Origin of the sequence: Jiangella alkaliphila (assembly GCF_900105925.1) — a bacterium.
In the GTDB taxonomy this organism is placed as follows: domain Bacteria; phylum Actinomycetota; class Actinomycetes; order Jiangellales; family Jiangellaceae; genus Jiangella; species Jiangella alkaliphila.
Map to the genome: position 1 here is coordinate 6,957,946 of NZ_LT629791.1, position 14,697 is coordinate 6,972,642.

A 14,697-nucleotide genomic window follows, 5' to 3' on the forward strand; every position below is an offset into this window, starting at 1 on the left:
AAGAGCGCCATCACCCGTTCACCGTGACGTCGATGGTGTGCCAGCCGCTGGCGCCGTCGGGGACGGGTGGCGCCTGCTCGGACGTCTGCACCTCACCGTCGGCGGTGGTGGCGCGGACCTGGAGGCGGTGGTCGCCGGGCTCCGCGTCCCACCCCCACACCCACTGCCGCCAGGTGTCGGTGCTCGGGACGGCGGCCAGCCGCGCGGCGTTCCAGTCGCCGTCGTCGACCTTCACCTCGACGGCGTCGATGCCGCGGTGCTGCGCCCACGCGACCCCGGCGACCGCGACGGTGCCGGCGTCGACGTTCGCCTGGCTGCTCGGGACGTCGATGCGTGAGGCGACCTTGACCGGGCCGCGCTCGGCCCAGCCGCGCGTCGTCCAGTAGGCGTTGAACTGGTCGAACCGGCTCACCTCGAGCTCGACCACCCACTTGGTCGCGCTGACGTAGCCGTACAGGCCGGGCACGATCATCCGCACCGGGAACCCGTGCGCGAGCGGCAGCGGCTGGCCGTTCATGCCGACCGCCAGCAGCGCGTCGCGGCCGTCGGTGAGCACGTCGAGCGGCGTGCCGGCGGTCCAGCCGTCCTGCGAGCGGGACCGGACGGCGTCGGCGTCGGGACTGGGCTGCGCGAGCGCGAGCACGTCGGCGATCGGCACGCCGGTCCACAGCGCGTTGCCGATGAGGTGGCCGCCGACCTCGTTGGAGACGCAGTTCAGCGTCAGCCAGCGGTCCTCCAGGCCCATGCGGACCAGCTGGTCGTAGTCGAGCTCGACCTCGTTCTCGACCATGCCGTGCACGCGCAGCGTCCAGTCCTCGGCCCGGACCAGCGGTTCCGAGAGCGCGGTGTCGATGCGGTAGAAGTCCTGGTTCGGGGTGCGCCACGGCTCCGCGCCGCTGACGGTGAGGTCGGCGCCGTCGGGCGGGGTGGCCCGGGGCAGGTCGAGGCTGGTCGCGAGGTCGTCGCGGGACGTCTCGACACCGGCTCGCCGGGCGCCGAGCAGCTGCCCGAGCCCCGTGCCGACGACGGCCAGGCCCGCGGTGATGCCCGCCGCGGTGAGGAACGTCCGCCGGCTCGGCCCGCGGGCCGTCTCGGCGTCGCCGGTGGGTGGCGGTGCGGTTGCCTTGCCGACCAGCCAGCTGAGGGTCGGCAGCGCGACGATCCCGGCCGCAACCGTGGGGATGAGGTCGGCCATCGTGGTGTCCGGCCGGTTGTTGACGGCGAATCCGGCGATCACCAGCAGGACGGTGGCGGCGAGCATGCCGGCGCCCTTGCGGCGGGCCGTGAGCAGGCCGATCAGCCCGCCGAGCACCGTCAGCACCACACCCATGCCGACCAGCAGCGCGGTCTTGTCGTGGGTGCCGAACGTCTCGATGGCGAAGTCCTTGAGCCACGGCGGCGTGAGGTCGATGAACTCCTCGCCGACCGCCACCACCGGCGTCTCGGCCCTTCCCAGCGCGCCCGCCACCACCTCGGCGACGGCCAGCCCGAGGCCCAGCGCCAGCACCCCCGCCAGCGCCGGCGGCCACCACGGCCTGCGCGGTGTCGACGGCAGCGCGGCGGACGGCGTTGCCGTCACGGAGTCGGTCACCCTCCGATCATCCTCCCGGCCGGCCGTTCCGCCCACCAGGGACCATGATCGTCAGCGAAAGTTCAGAATTCCTGGTTTCTGGTGGGGCGTCCCCCTGCTGCCCATTCTCTTAGCCGCGCACCCGCGCCTCAAGCGGACCGATGGCGCTTCGCGCGGCGATGACCGCTTGACCCGCGGCCACGCGGCCTAAGAACGGGCAGCTATCAGGGGGACGGGGAAGAACCGGGCACAGCCCGCGTCCGATTCGCGGCGTTCGCCGGATTTCCAGAGCGTGTGGACAGCGATGATCATCAACGATCGCGGACATCATGAGGATTACCCGAGCCTCGACACGGTTGTAAGCGTGTTGAGGCTCGGGTAATCCTCATGACGGCCCCAGAAACACCGGTAAATCTCACCCCGTGGACACCGCGACGTCGCCACACTCCCCCGTCCCCCTGATAGCTGCCCGCACTTAGACCGCGAGGGTGCGGGTCAAGTCCAAGCCCCCAACCACCAGCAGAGAAGCACCACAGCGGCGCGGACTTGAGGCGCACCCTCGCGGCTAAGAAAATGGGCAGCAGGGGACGGCCAACTGGGGAAACTCAGGCCAACTCGGCGAGATGCACGGCGATCGCCCGGAACGCCCGCCCCCGGTGCGAAATGGCATCCTTCCCGGCGGGAGACAGCTCAGCAGTCGTCAATGTCGACCCGGACGCGACGAAGATCGGGTCGTAGCCGAACCCGTTCGACCCTCGCGGCGACCGCACGACCACCCCGTCGCAGCGGCCCTCAGCGGTGAACGAACGACCATCGGGCAGCGCCAGCGCAGCCACACACACGAACGCCGCCTGCCGCGACTCGTCGGGCACGCTCGTCAACTGCGCCAGAACCAGCCGCAAGTTGGCGACGTCATCGCCATGGACCCCGGCCCAGCGCGCCGAGAACACGCCCGGCATCCCGCCCAATGCCGCAACCGTGAGCCCGGAGTCGTCGGCCAGCGCGGGCAACCCGGTCGCGACGGCAACCGCGCGGGCCTTGAGCAGCGCGTTCTCCTCGAACGTCAGCCCGGTCTCCTCGACGTCGGAGACGCCGGGAAAGTCCGAGACCGGCACGAGCGAGACCGGCGCTCCGGCAGCGGCCAGGATCCGTGAGATCTCCGGGACCTTGTGCGCGTTGCGGGTCGCGAGGACGACCTTCGGCGAAGCGCTCACCCGACCAGCGCCGCGTTCTGCAGGTCGGTCAGCTCCTTGCAGCCGGTGCCGGCCAGCGCCAGCAGCGAGTCGAGCTCCTGGCGGTCGAACGGCGCGCCCTCGGCGGTCCCCTGCACCTCGATGAACCGGCCGTCGCCCGTCATGACGACGTTCATGTCGGTCTCGGCGCGGACGTCCTCCTCGTAGCAGAGGTCGAGCAGCGGCTCGCCGTCGACGACGCCGACGGAGATGGCGGAGACGGAGTCGGTCAGCACCTTCTCCGACGACGACAGCAGGTTCTCCGAGCGCATCCACTCGACGGCGTCGTACAGCGCGAGGTAGGCGCCGGTGATGGCCGCGGTGCGGGTGCCGCCGTCGGCCTGGAGCACGTCGCAGTCGATGACCAGCGTGTTCTCGCCCAGCGCCGCGGTGTCGATGATGCCGCGCAGCGACCGGCCGATGAGCCGTGAGATCTCGTGCGTACGTCCGCCGATGCGCCCCTTCACCGACTCGCGGTCGGAGCGGGTGTTCGTCGACCGCGGCAGCATGGCGTACTCGGCCGTCACCCAGCCCAGGCCCGAGCCCTTGCGCCAGCGCGGCACACCCTCGGTGACCGACGCGGCGCAGAGCACGCGGGTCTTGCCGAACTCCACGAGCACCGAGCCCTCGGCGTGGTCGAGCCAGCTCCGGGTGAGCCGGACGGTGCGGAGCTGGTCGGCACTGCGGCCGTCTATACGGGTCATGCCGCCCAAGCTATCGCCTCGGCGGCCGCCACAGCGCCGACCCCCGCTCAGAACGTCCGGATCGCGATCTCCGCCGGCGCCGAGAACAGCGACACCAGCTCGTCGTCCAGCTTCACCAGCGTGAGCGAGACGCCGGCCATGTCCAGCGACGTGCAGTACTCGCCGACGTAGTTGCGCCCGACGTTGATACCGCGGTCGGCGAGCTGCTGGTGCGCGCGTCCGTAGAGGATGTACAGCTCGCTGATCGGCGTGCCGCCCAGTCCGTTGATCATCAGGGCGACGTTGTCGCCGCGCTCGTAGGGCAGGTCGGTGACGACGGCCTCGAGCAGCTCGTCGACGATCTCGTTCGCGCCGGCCAGCTTCTCGCGCCGTCGGCCGGGCTCGCCGTGGATGCCGACGCCCATCTCCATCTCGTCGGCGCCGAGATCGAACAGCGGCGAGCCCTTGGCCGGCGGCGTGCACGACGTCAGCGCCATGCCCATGGTCCGGGTGACGGAGTTGACCTTGTCGCCGATGCGCACCAGCTCGTCGAGGTCCGCGCCCTGCTCCGACGCCGCGCCGACCGCCTTGATGACGAAGAAGTTGCCGGCCACGCCGCGCCGCCCGACGGTGTACGTCGAGTCCTTCACCGCGACGTCGTCGTCGACCACGACGGTCTTGATGGTGACGCCCTCGGCCTCGGCCAGCTCGCGGCCCATGTCGAACGCCATGCGGTCGCCGGTGTAGTTGTTGATCAGGTGCAGGACGCCCTTCGACGAGTTCAGCAGCTTGCTGGTCTCGAGCACGTAGTCCATCGGCGGCGCCGAGAACACGTCACCCGGACAGGCGGCGTCGAGCATCCCCTTGCCGACGACCATGACGTGCGCCGGCTCGTGCCCGGACCCGGAGCCCTGGACGATCGACACCTTGTCGTCGCTCGGCGCGTCGGCGCGCATGATGAGGTTGTACTCAGGCACGTATCGCAGCGTGTCCGGGTTGGCCAGCGCGATGCCCGTGAGCATCTCCGGCACGTACTGCTTCGGGTCGTTGACGAACTTCTTCACGGCGCCTCCTCGGGCGTGGTGGGCGTGACGGTGGGGGTGGCGTGGTCCGCCCAGCCCCCGGCGACTCGTTCGGCCATGACGGCGACGGCGACGGCGCCCGCGTCGAGCGTGCCGATGCTGCGTTCCCCCGTGTACGCAGCTCGGCCCCGCTTGGCGATCAGCTCCCGCGTCGCCTCCGCTCGTTCGCGCGCCGTCGTCGCCGCCGCCTCCAGCGCCGCCTGCCCGCCGGCTCCGGCGGCCAGTTCGGCCTCCAGCCGGTCGACGGCCGGGATCAGGGCGTCCAGCAGCGTCTTGTCGCCGACGTCGGACTGGCCGCGGGTCTTGATCCCCTCGATCGCCGCCCGCAGCATGGCGACGGCGTCGTCGGCCGTGACGGCGGTCCGGTCGCCGGCCGCCACGCCGGCGCGGATGAACGCCGTCCCCCAGATCGGCCCGGACGTGCCGCCGATGCGCCCGGTGATGGTGAGGGCGACCTTCTTCAGGAACGTGCCGACGTCGGTGCGGTCGATCGCGTCCCAGTCAGCCAGCACGATCTCGAAGCCGCGGGCCATCGAGTAGCCGAAGTCCCCGTCGCCGACGACGGCGTCGAGGTCGCCGAAGTACGTCTCGTTGTCGACCGCCGTCTGGGCGATCGTGCGGACGACGTACTCGACGGCGGGGAAAGCCGACAAGTGGCCGCCCGCCGAGGGCGCAGCCGGGGAAAAATTGCCGTCCATTCATGCCTCCTTCAGCAGCGCGGCGACGTCGTCGAGCGTGATCCACTCGCCGGGCCGGGCCGCGGAGCGGTTCGCGAGCACAGTGGTGTGCTCGCCGTCCGGGTCGCCCAGGGCGGTGACGACCAGGGCGGCCTCGGCGAAGTCCTCGTGCTCGGTGTAGCCGTTGACCGTGACCAGGCAGCGCAGCCCGGCCCCGTCGGCGGCGAGCAGCCCGTTGCGGCTGTCCTCGACCACGACGACGGCGTCAGGCTCGGCGCCGAGCCGGTCCAGTGCGAGCAGGTAGATGTCCGGCGCCGGCTTCTTGCGCGGCACGACGTCGCCGGCCAGGACGGTGAAGTCCGCGGCCCGCTCGTCCCCCACGACGTGCTCAAGGACCGCGCGCACCGACGGTTCGGCCGACGTCGACGCGACGGCGAGCGCCCAGCCGGCCGCGGCCGCCTCCTCGACCAGCCGTGCGACGCCCGGGCGGCCGGGTAGCCGGCCGGCGGCGACCATCGCGGTGTAGAGCTCGGTCTTGCGCCGGTGCCACTGGGCCAGCAGCTCGCGCTGCCCGTCCGGGTCCGCCGGCAGCCCGTTCGCCGCGACGAACTCCGGCGTCAGCAGGCTCGCCATCCGCTCCTTGCCGCCGCCGATCAACAGCTTCTCCGCGTACTCGTCCTCGCTCCACCGCACCGGCAGGCCGAACTCGGCGAACGTCTGGTTGAACGCGGGCAGGTGGCCGTAGCGCTCGGTGTCGGCGAGGACGCCGTCGCAGTCGAAGACCAGCGCCGGCACGTCCGTCACCACGCCTTCCCGGCGCTGCCGAACTGCCGCATGAACCCCGCGGCCATGCCCAGCACGTCGCCGCGGACGTGCGTGAACAGCGACGGCGGGTCCCAGCTGTCGCGCTGTTCGGCGTCGCGCAGGTACGCCAGGTTCGACTGCATGAACGTCACCTTGAGCGCCGTCGAGATGTTCACCTTCGCGCAGCCGCGGGCGATGAGGTCGGCGAACTGCTCGTCGGACATCCCGGTGCCGCCGTGCAGGGCGATCGGGATCGGCTCGGCCTCGACGATGTCCGTCACCCGCTGCGCGTCGAGCTTCGGCGCCGCCTTGTAGCGTCCGTGCGCGTTGCCGATGGCCGGCGCGAACACGTCCACGCCGGTCGTGCGGATGAACGTCAGCGCCGTCTCCAGCGTCTGCCGCTCCGCCTCCTCGTCCGAGCCGACGCCGTCCTCGACGCCGGTGATCGACTCGATCTCGCCCTCGACGTGCGCGCCCAGCGCGTGCGCCTCCTTCACGACGTCGACGGTCTGGCGCTGGTTCTCCTGTACCGGCAGCCGCGACGCGTCGAAGAGGACGCTGTTCCAGCCCTTGCGCAGGCAGTCGGTGATGACCTCGCGCTCCGGGCAGTGATCCAGGTGCAGCGCGACGGGGACGTCGATGCCGGCGGTCAGCTCCCGCCACATCGCGAAGAGCAGGTCCAGCCCGATCGACTTCACCGTCTTCACCGACGTCTGGACGATCACCGGCGCCCGCTCCTGGACCGCCGCCGCGAGGACGGCCTCCATGCTCAGGTCGTTGACGATGTTGATGGCCGCGACGCCGTAGCGTTCGGCGAAGGCCCGGTCCAGGATCTCCCGTGTCGGCACGACCGCCACCCGGCCCACCCCCTTTGCTGGCTGCTTCCGACGTTAGGCGGGGCGCGGGGGCGGCGCCTCGGGGAACCTCCCCGTCTGTGTGCGGGATCTCCCTACCGCCGGGCCGCGCCGCGGGCGGCGACCTCCGTGCGGCTGCTGGCGCCGGTCTTGCGCAGGACGGCGCCGACGTGCTTCTCGACCGTCTTGACGGAGATGTTCAGCCGCTCGGCGATCTGCTTGTCGCGCAGCCCGCGTTCCAGCAGGTCACGGACCTCGCGCTCGCGGACGGTGAGCGCGGCGCCGTCCGCGTCGGGCACGGCCGGCCGGGGCAGGCCGTCGCGGACGCTGGCCGAGAGGGTGATGCCGCCGTGCGCCGCCGCGAGCACCGCGCGGGCCAGCTCGGGTCCGTCGGCGTCCGGTCCGACGCAGCCGCGGGCGCCGGCTCGCAGCGCCTGGCCGACGATCGGGTCGCCCGCCGTCGCGCCCAGCAGCAGGACCGCCGCGCCGGGGTCCTCGGCGACCAGCTGCCGGGTGCACTCGACCCCGTCATGGCCGCCCAGGTAGGCGTCGACCAGCACAACGTCGGGGCGCAGCAGCCGGTACGCGTCGAGCAGCGCGGGCGCGCTGTCGATCTCGGCGACCACCTGCACCCCCGGCTCGGCGGCCGCGAGCAGCCGGGCCAGGCCGGCCCGCGTGACCGGCTGGTCGTCGACGACGAGGACGCGCAGCCGGGGCGCCGCCGTCCCGTCCGGGTCACCGGTCTCGGCCGGCTGGTACGGCAGGCCGGCGCGGATCTGCGTCCCCCAGCCCGGCGTCGACTCGACCTCGACGGTGCCGCCGTAGGTCCGGGTCCGGGCGACGATGCCGCGCAGGCCGAAGCCGTGGCCCGGCTGCTGGGACGCGGCCCGGTCGAAGCCGCGGCCGTCGTCCTGCACCATGAGCACCAGCTCGTCCGGCCCGTACACCACCCCGACCCGCGCCGACGACGCCGCCGCGTGCTGGACGATGTTCGTCAGCGCCTCCTGCACGATGCGGAACGCCTGGTGCGCCAGCTCCGGCGTCAGGGGCGCCGGCTGCCCCGCGACGACCAGCTTCGCGTCGAGGTTCCCGGTCGCTCGTGCCCAGGCGACCTCGACGCCGATGGCCTCCTCCAGCGAGTGGCCCTCCAGCAGCGACGGTGGCAGCCCCAGCGCCGTGCGCCGCGACTCCGCCAGCGCACCGCGGGCCGCCTCGCGCGCGGCCGCCAGCCTGCCGCCGTCCTGCTCCGTCGCCCCTTCGAGGTGGACGAGCACGGCGGCGAGGCCCTGCGCGACGCTGTCGTGCACCTCTCTGACCAGCCGCTCCCGCTCGGCGGCGGTGGCCTCGGCGCGGGTGCGCTCCTCCAGCTGCTCGTGCATGCGCGCGTTGACGATCGCGATGGCGGCGTGCTTGGCGAACAGCTCCAGCAGCCGCGCGTCGTCGTCGGTGAAGGTCCGATCGGGATCCCGGCTGAAGACGATGCAGGCGCCGATGACGCTGTCGCGCCAGGCGATCGGCACCCCGATGACCCCGTGCAGCGTGGCGCGGTCGGCCGGCGACACGTGCCCGCCGGGGACCTGGGCGTACTCGGCGAAGACCAGCGGCGCGCGGGCGGCGACGACCGCGCCGGTCATGCCCTCGGACAGCGGGAAGCTGCGGCCCGACTGGCAGGCGATGCCGAAGTCGGCCTCCTTGCGGTACACGCCCGCGGTCTCGTCGACGCTGCAGATCGAGCCGGCGTCCGCGCCGAGGAGCTCCACCGAACGGCGCAGGATCCGGTCGAGCAGCGGGCGGAGCGAGAACTTGCCGGCCAGGTCCTCGACCACCGACGCCAGCGCGTCGGCGCGCGCCTCAGCCGTGCGCTCGACCTCGTGCCTGCGTTGACCCACGGCCCCTCCACGGCGGTGTGGGAAGCTCTCGCCTCGCATCGTACGCCGCGAAAATGCCCCGCAACGTGTTTACGAAACTTACGAAGCGAGTTACGATTGTTTCGTAATTGAGGAGGGCGCAGTCGTGGCAATGGAGCAGCAGACCTATCTACCTGAGCAATCCGAGCAGCTCGCCGATGTGCTGAGCTTCCTCGACGCACACGAGCGTGTCCACGGCGCCCGACCGGCGACACGCTACCTGCTGGTCGGAGCCGACGAGCACGACAGCGTCGAGGTTCCCGCGTCCATCCACCGCGCGCTGCGGCAGATCGTCGAGGCGCTGCAGGCCGGCAAGGCGGTCACGGTGGTCCCGCAGAACAAGCTGCTCACCACCCAGCAGGCGGCGGACCTCCTGGGTGTCAGTCGCCCGACGGTGGTCAAGCTGATCGACGACAGCGTGCTCCCTGCGGAGACGCCGGGCAAGCGCCGCCGCATGGTCAAGCTCGACGACCTGTTGCGGTACCGGACACAACGCCGCGAACAGCAGTACCGCGCGTTGCTGGAGACCTCGGTCGACTACGACGATGTCGAGGACAGCCCGGAGGTCATGGCCGAGGAGTTCCGCCGCATCCGCGCCGAAGTCGCCGCAAAGCGGTCGCACCACGACCGCTGATCTTGCCAAGATGGCCGCATGTTCGCGGCGGTCCTCGACACCTGCGTGCTGTGGCCCAGCCTGCAGCGCGACTTCATATTGTCCATGGCGATCGAGGGCCTGTACCGGCCGCTCTGGAGCGACGCCATCCTCGCCGAACTGCACCGCCACGAGGTACTCAAGCTGGAGAGACGTGGCGCGGACCCCGACGAGGCGGCCGAGCGTGCCGACCACCTGATCAACCAGATGCGCCGTTACTTCGATGACGCACTGGTGATCGGGTGGGACGGGCTCGACGGGACGTACGGCCTCCCCGATCCCGACGACGAGCACGTCGTCGCCGCTGCCGTCGTAGGAGGTGCTGGGGCGATCGTCACCGACAACGTCAAGGACTTCCCCGCGGAGGTCGTGCCGTCACACCTTCAGATTCTCAGCGCTCAGGAGTTCGCCGCCAACACCGCCGATGTCGACCCCAGCCGAGCCGCCCAGGCGCTCCAGGTGCTCGCGAGGCGCCACCAGAGGCCCCCGCGTACCGCCGCGGAGCTGCTGGACCTGCTCGTCCGCCGCTACCAGATGACCGAGGTGGGCGAGATCCTCGCGCCGGTGATCGAGCCCTAGGACGCGGGCGACCGCTCGGCGAGGCGGGCGCGGCGGAGGAGCTCGCGGCCGGCGAGGGTGGCCGCCCAGGGGACGAGGTCGCGGGCCTTGCGGCCGGCCCAGGGGACGCCCTCGACGAGCATCCAGCGCAGGTCGGCGAGCGGCGTCGGAGGCAGCCCGCCGGACGCCGTCAGGGAAGGCAGCTCGGCGACCGGCCAGCCGGCGTCGCGCAGCTGGACGGCGAAGGCGTGCGCCAGCCGCCGGTGCCCGAGCTCGGACGGGTGCAGCCGGTCGACGCTCCAGTTGGCGCGCTCGTAGATCCACGAAACGGAGGTGAGGTCGACCCGCACGCCGCCGAACCGCTCGTACACCTCGTCGTAGATCTCGTTGAGCGCGCAGAGCCGCCGCCACAGCGGCCGGCCGAGCAGCGGCGGCAGCCCGAACACCCGGGCGTGGTTGTGCACGCGCGCCGTCAGCAGCGTCGCGCCCGAACCGGTCAGCGCCGCCGCGGTCTCCGTCAGGTGGGCGCGGACGACGGCGGGCGCGAAGTCCGAGCGCATGGTGTCGTTGACGCCGACCAGCAGGCAGGCGAGGTCGGGCCGCAGCTCCAGCGCCGCCGCGAGCTGACCGTGCCTGACGTGTGGAGTGCGGGCGCCGCTCACCGCGAGGTTGGTGTACTCAGACGTCGGAAACGTGGCCGCCAGCAGGCCGGCGAAACCGCGCCAGCTCCCGTCCGGCAACGGGTCGCCCATGCCGCACACGGTCGAGTCGCCCAGCGCGACCAAGCGAACGCTCACGGATCTTCACGATGACACGATCACGTGGCCAGCCGGCGAACACCATGAATCGCCTGCGTACCGAGGGTGTGACGGGTTACCTTCGGGACCGTGCAGCGCAGGGCGGCGCCGAGGCATCGCCGGGCGGCCCGGACGGGGGTCCCCGGCCGCCGCACGCTGTTCGCGGCCGCCGGGATCGCCGGCGAGCTGCTGCTCACCGCCGGCGCACTGGTGCTGCTGTTCGTCGTCTACACGTTCTGGGGCACCGGCCTGCAGACCGCGGCCGCCCAGGACGACCTGCGCGACCAGTTCCAGCAGCACCTGCTCACCCGCTCGGACGAGCCGGCCGAGACCGACGGCGCGGAGGCCGAGCCGGCGCCGCTGGAGCTCGGCGACGCTTACGGCATCCTGCGCATCCCGCGCTTCGGCGACGACTGGGAGCGCATCGTCATCGAGGGCACCGACCCCGGCGACCTCAAGGACGGCCCGGGTCACTACGTCGACAGCGTCGACCCCGGCCAGCTGGGCAACTTCGCCGTCGCCGCGCACCGGTCCGGCCACGGCGAACCGTTCGCCGAGTTCGCCGAGCTGCGCGAGGGCGACATCGTCGAGATGGAGACGGTCGACGGCGTGTTCCGGTACGAGCTGGACGACGCGCCCGGCGGCGACAACGACGGCAACGTCATCGAGGCGACGGAGCTGTGGGTGGTCGACCCGGTGCCAGGCGAGCCGACCGAGACCGAGCCCACCGAGGCCCGGCTGACGCTGACGACGTGCTGGCCGCGGTGGGGGTCGGAGAAGCGGATGTACGCGACCGGCGTGCTCGTCGACGAGGCGCCGCGGGATCAGTAGAGCATCAGCGGGTAGACCTCGAAGATCGACCCGTACTCGACGCCCAGCCGCGGGCCGGTCATCCGCGCGAACATGCCGAGGAAGTCGCGCGGTTCGGGGTGGCCGGGCAGCGCGCCGAGGTAGCCGGCGTGTGCCTCGAGCGACTGCACGCCCAGGTCGAACGTGTCGGTGATGTCGACGCCGTGCCCGGCCTCCAGCGACCCGGCCGCCCAGATGGCCCGCACCTTGTTCCACGGCTCGAGGCCCTCGTCGAGCAGCTCGGTGAAGACCCAGCGGTTTCCGGCGTCGCGGGCGCCGTCGAGCACGGCCTTCCCGGTGGCGATGTGGTCGGCCTGGTTGAGCATGCCCGGGCCGAAGGTCTCGTGGAAGTTGCCGGTGATGACGATGTCCGGACGGTGCCGGCGGATGGACCGCGCGATGTCGCGGCGCAGCGGCAGACCGTACTCGACGACGCCGTCGGGATAGCCGAGGAACTCCACCACGTCGACGCCGACGATGGCGGCCGCGTCGCGTTCCTCCTTCTCGCGCAGCGGGCCGGTCTGCTCGGGCGGCATGGAGTCGATGCCGGCCTCACCACTGGTGACCATGCAGTAGACGATCTGCTTGCCCTGCCCCGTCCAGCGCGCGATGGCCGCGGCGGCGCCGTACTCGATGTCGTCGGGGTGCGCGGCGATGACCAGCGCGCGCTCCCAGTCCTCGGGCAGCGGCTCCAGCGGCGTCGTCGGCACCGGGAACGGCGGCTCGAACGGCGCCGCCTCCGGTTCTGCCGCCGGCTGCTCGGGCGCGACCGTGTTCTCCGTCATCAGACCTCCCAGTGACCCCCCGGCACGGCGAGCTCGACCGGGCCGTCGTAGACCGCGCTCGCGTGCTCGGCCGCACGCTGCGGGTCGCCCCATGGTGGCACGTGCGTGACGACCAGTCGACGGGCCCCGGCGGCGGCCGCGTGCTCGCCGGCCTCGCGCCCGGTCAGGTGGATGCCGGGCGGGTTGTCGTCGCCGTCGGCGTAGGCGGCCTCGCACAGGAACAGGTCGGTGTCGCGGGCCAGCTCGACCAGCGCCGGCGACGCCGCCGTGTCGCCCGAGTAGACCAGCGACCGGCCGTCGTGCTCGACCCGGATCGCGTACGCCGGCACCGGGTGCGCGACCCGCGCCACCCGCACCGTCAGCGGCCCGACGGCGAACCCGTCCGCCGGGTACTGGAGGAAGTCGAACTCGCCGGACAGCCCGGGGTCGGGCTCCTTGCCGTAGGCGGCGGCCATCCGCTCGGCCGTCGCGGCGGGACCGTAGACCGGGATCCGCCGCGCCGACGGCACCCCGTAGCGCAGCGCGACGTACAGCCCGCACAGGTCCATGCAGTGGTCCGGGTGCAGGTGGGTGAGCACGACGGCGTCCAGCTCGGCCAGCCCGGCGACGCCGACCAGCTGCTGCAGCGGGCCGAGCGCGCCGTTGCCGAGGTCGAGCACCAGCCGGACCCCGCCGGCCTCGACCAGGTAGCCGGACGCGGGCGAGCCGGGACCGGGCATCGAGCCCGAGCAGCCCAGGACCGTGAGCCTCAAGAGCCGACCGCCAGGTTGCGCCCGACGACCGGCAGCTCGGACGTCTCCTCGACCGACGCGATCTCCGGGCCGAGGAAGCGGCGGCCCAGCTCGCGGAACGGCCGGGCGTCGCCGGTGGAGCGGAACTGGTGCGTCGGCGCCGGCAAGGTGTCGTCGCGCATCAGCCGGTGGTCGACCAGCGTGCGGTAAACGTCCTTCGCGGTCTCCTCGGCGCTGCTGACCAGCGTGACCGCCTCGCCCATGACGTACGAGACGACGCCGGTGAGCAGCGGGTAGTGGGTGCAGCCGAGGACGAGGGTGTCGACGCCCGCCGCGCGGACCGGCTCGAGGTACTCGCGGGCGACGGTCTCCAGCTCCGGGCCGTGGGTGATGCCTGCCTCGACGAACTCGACGAACCGCGGGCAGGCCTGCGTGGTGATGGAGAGGTGCGGCGCGGCGGCGAAGGAGTCCTCGTAGGCGCGCGACGTGACGGTGGCCCGGGTGGCGATGACGCCGACGGTGTTGTTGCGGGTCGCGGCGACGGCCCGGCGCACGGCCGGCTGGATGACCTCGACGACGGGGATGTCGTAGCGCTCGCGGGCGTCGCGCAGGACCGCGCTGCTGGCCGAGTTGCACGCGATGACCAGCATCTTCACGCCCTCGGCCACGAGGGTGTCCATGACGTCGAGGGCATACTCGCGCACCTGCGCGATCGGCCGCGGTCCGTACGGGCCACGCGCGGTGTCGCCGACGTACAGGACGGGCTCGTGCGGGAGCTGGTCGAGCAGCGCCCGGGCGACCGTCAGACCGCCCACTCCGCTGTCGAAGATCCCGATCGGTGCGTCGTTCATCGGAGCAAGAGCGTACGCCGACCGGCGGACCCTGGCCGCCGGACGTGGCGAACGCCACGTCGCGCCGGCGGTGACGCTCGTTACGCGCGGCGGTAGTCGAGCACCACGTGGCCGCTTCCGAACGACTGGACGTCGGTGAGCTCGAACGACGTCGGCGCGAACCCCGTCGAGAACAGCGGCACACCGGCCCCGGCGACGACCGGGTACTGCTTGACCACCAAGCGGTCGATCTCCGGCAGCAGCGCGCCGGCCAGCCCCGCGCCGCCGGCGAGGTAGACGTCCAGCGGCGAGTCCTCGGCCTTGAGCGCCTGGACGGCCGCGACGGGGTCGCCGCCGATGATCGTGACGGCAGGGTCCGGCGACTGCGTCATCGTCGTCGACACGACGTACTGCCGCAGGTGGGCGTACGGGCTGGTGATGCCGACGTCGAGCGCGGGCTGGTAGGTGCGCCGGCCCATGACGATGGTGTCGAACCGCGAGTTGGGGACGTCGTCGACGCGGCCCAGCCTGCGCGCGTGGGTCGGCAGCGCGTCGCCGAACTGGGTGAACATCCAGGTGGCGTACTCGTCGGGCACCGGGAAGAAGTCGACCTCGTCGCCCGGGCCGGCGATGAAGCCGTCGATGGACTGTCCGATGTAGTAGACCAGCTGGCGCATCAGTGCACC

At 72.2% G+C, this 14,697-nt stretch carries 16 protein-coding genes; 3 read left to right on the forward strand and 13 right to left on the reverse strand.

Going from position 1 to position 14,697, the window contains the following annotated elements; all coding sequences use genetic code 11:
• Positions 1-10: 10 nt before the first annotated feature.
• The 8 genes from BLV05_RS32040 to BLV05_RS32075 form a co-directional block, all read right to left on the reverse strand.
• A complete protein-coding gene (locus tag BLV05_RS32040; RefSeq protein ID WP_201777971.1) occupies positions 11-1,591 on the reverse strand; it encodes a molybdopterin-dependent oxidoreductase in 1,581 nt (526 codons plus the stop codon).
• Positions 1,592-2,175: 584 nt separating this feature from the next.
• Positions 2,176-2,784, reverse strand: coding sequence for an RdgB/HAM1 family non-canonical purine NTP pyrophosphatase (gene rdgB / locus BLV05_RS32045; protein WP_046768623.1), 609 nt, complete (start codon positions 2,782-2,784; stop codon positions 2,176-2,178).
• Positions 2,781-3,506: a ribonuclease PH gene (gene rph / locus BLV05_RS32050; protein WP_046768622.1), complete on the reverse strand. Its 726-nt coding sequence runs from the start codon at positions 3,504-3,506 to the stop codon at positions 2,781-2,783. The genes rdgB and rph overlap by 4 nt, the downstream gene beginning before the upstream one ends.
• Positions 3,507-3,553: 47 nt before the next feature.
• Positions 3,554-4,549: a dihydroxyacetone kinase subunit DhaK gene (gene dhaK, locus BLV05_RS32055; RefSeq protein ID WP_063932541.1), complete on the reverse strand. Its 996-nt coding sequence runs from the start codon at positions 4,547-4,549 to the stop codon at positions 3,554-3,556.
• A complete protein-coding gene (gene dhaL, locus BLV05_RS32060) occupies positions 4,546-5,265 on the reverse strand; it encodes a dihydroxyacetone kinase subunit DhaL (protein WP_082155202.1) in 720 nt (239 codons plus the stop codon). The genes dhaK and dhaL overlap by 4 nt, the downstream gene beginning before the upstream one ends.
• Positions 5,266-6,048, reverse strand: a complete 783-nt coding sequence (locus tag BLV05_RS32065) for an HAD-IA family hydrolase (protein ID WP_197683430.1) — start codon at positions 6,046-6,048, stop codon at positions 5,266-5,268.
• Entirely contained in the window at positions 6,045-6,896 is an 852-nt protein-coding gene (locus BLV05_RS32070) for a class II fructose-bisphosphate aldolase (protein WP_197683431.1), read from the reverse strand. The genes BLV05_RS32065 and BLV05_RS32070 overlap by 4 nt, the downstream gene beginning before the upstream one ends.
• A 101-nt stretch (positions 6,897-6,997) precedes the next feature.
• Positions 6,998-8,791: a hybrid sensor histidine kinase/response regulator transcription factor gene (locus BLV05_RS32075; protein ID WP_052762418.1), complete on the reverse strand. Its 1,794-nt coding sequence runs from the start codon at positions 8,789-8,791 to the stop codon at positions 6,998-7,000.
• A gap of 130 nt (positions 8,792-8,921) precedes the next feature.
• Between BLV05_RS32075 and BLV05_RS32080 the strand changes: the two genes are divergently transcribed.
• A complete protein-coding gene (locus BLV05_RS32080) occupies positions 8,922-9,443 on the forward strand; it encodes a helix-turn-helix domain-containing protein (protein ID WP_046768621.1) in 522 nt (173 codons plus the stop codon).
• A gap of 18 nt (positions 9,444-9,461) precedes the next feature.
• Positions 9,462-10,040: a PIN domain-containing protein gene (locus BLV05_RS32085; protein WP_046768620.1), complete on the forward strand. Its 579-nt coding sequence runs from the start codon at positions 9,462-9,464 to the stop codon at positions 10,038-10,040.
• On the opposite strand, the gene BLV05_RS32090 is transcribed toward BLV05_RS32085, so the two are convergent.
• Positions 10,037-10,816, reverse strand: a complete 780-nt coding sequence (locus BLV05_RS32090) for an SGNH/GDSL hydrolase family protein (protein ID WP_063932540.1) — start codon at positions 10,814-10,816, stop codon at positions 10,037-10,039. The two genes, BLV05_RS32085 and BLV05_RS32090, sit on opposite strands and share 4 nt — an antisense overlap.
• Before the next feature lie 90 nt (positions 10,817-10,906).
• On the opposite strand from BLV05_RS32090, the gene BLV05_RS32095 reads away from it, so the two are divergent.
• Positions 10,907-11,647: a class E sortase gene (locus BLV05_RS32095; RefSeq protein WP_052762416.1), complete on the forward strand. Its 741-nt coding sequence runs from the start codon at positions 10,907-10,909 to the stop codon at positions 11,645-11,647.
• Here the strand turns inward: BLV05_RS32095 and BLV05_RS32100 are convergent.
• From BLV05_RS32100 to BLV05_RS32115, 4 genes are all read right to left on the reverse strand, one after another.
• The gene (locus tag BLV05_RS32100) at positions 11,641-12,450 is read right to left on the reverse strand and encodes a PIG-L deacetylase family protein (protein ID WP_082155200.1); all 810 of its coding nucleotides are present in this window, start codon (positions 12,448-12,450) and stop codon (positions 11,641-11,643) included. The two genes, BLV05_RS32095 and BLV05_RS32100, sit on opposite strands and share 7 nt — an antisense overlap.
• On the reverse strand, positions 12,450-13,202 hold the full coding sequence (locus tag BLV05_RS32105) for an MBL fold metallo-hydrolase (RefSeq protein ID WP_046768619.1): 753 nt from the start codon (positions 13,200-13,202) through the stop codon (positions 12,450-12,452). Before BLV05_RS32105 ends, BLV05_RS32100 begins: the two co-directional genes overlap by 1 nt.
• A complete protein-coding gene (murI, locus tag BLV05_RS32110; protein WP_046768618.1) occupies positions 13,199-14,032 on the reverse strand; it encodes a glutamate racemase in 834 nt (277 codons plus the stop codon). Before murI ends, BLV05_RS32105 begins: the two co-directional genes overlap by 4 nt.
• Before the next feature lie 80 nt (positions 14,033-14,112).
• A complete protein-coding gene (locus tag BLV05_RS32115; RefSeq protein WP_046768729.1) occupies positions 14,113-14,688 on the reverse strand; it encodes a dihydrofolate reductase family protein in 576 nt (191 codons plus the stop codon).
• Positions 14,689-14,697: the final 9 nt, after the last annotated feature.

Bases quoted from the DNA above. Each gene is read 5' to 3' on its own strand.
- rph (WP_046768622.1), bottom strand. From the start codon at position 3,506: ATGACCCGTATAGACGGCCGCAGTGCCGACCAGCTCCGCACCGTCCGG.
- dhaL (WP_082155202.1), bottom strand. From the start codon at position 5,265: ATGGACGGCAATTTTTCCCCGGCTGCGCCCTCGGCGGGCGGCCACTTG.
- BLV05_RS32080 (WP_046768621.1), top strand. From the start codon at position 8,922: ATGGAGCAGCAGACCTATCTACCTGAGCAATCCGAGCAGCTCGCCGAT.
- BLV05_RS32085 (WP_046768620.1), top strand. From the start codon at position 9,462: ATGTTCGCGGCGGTCCTCGACACCTGCGTGCTGTGGCCCAGCCTGCAG.
- BLV05_RS32100 (WP_082155200.1), bottom strand. From the start codon at position 12,450: ATGACGGAGAACACGGTCGCGCCCGAGCAGCCGGCGGCAGAACCGGAG.
- murI (WP_046768618.1), bottom strand. From the start codon at position 14,032: ATGAACGACGCACCGATCGGGATCTTCGACAGCGGAGTGGGCGGTCTG.
- BLV05_RS32115 (WP_046768729.1), bottom strand. From the start codon at position 14,688: ATGCGCCAGCTGGTCTACTACATCGGACAGTCCATCGACGGCTTCATC.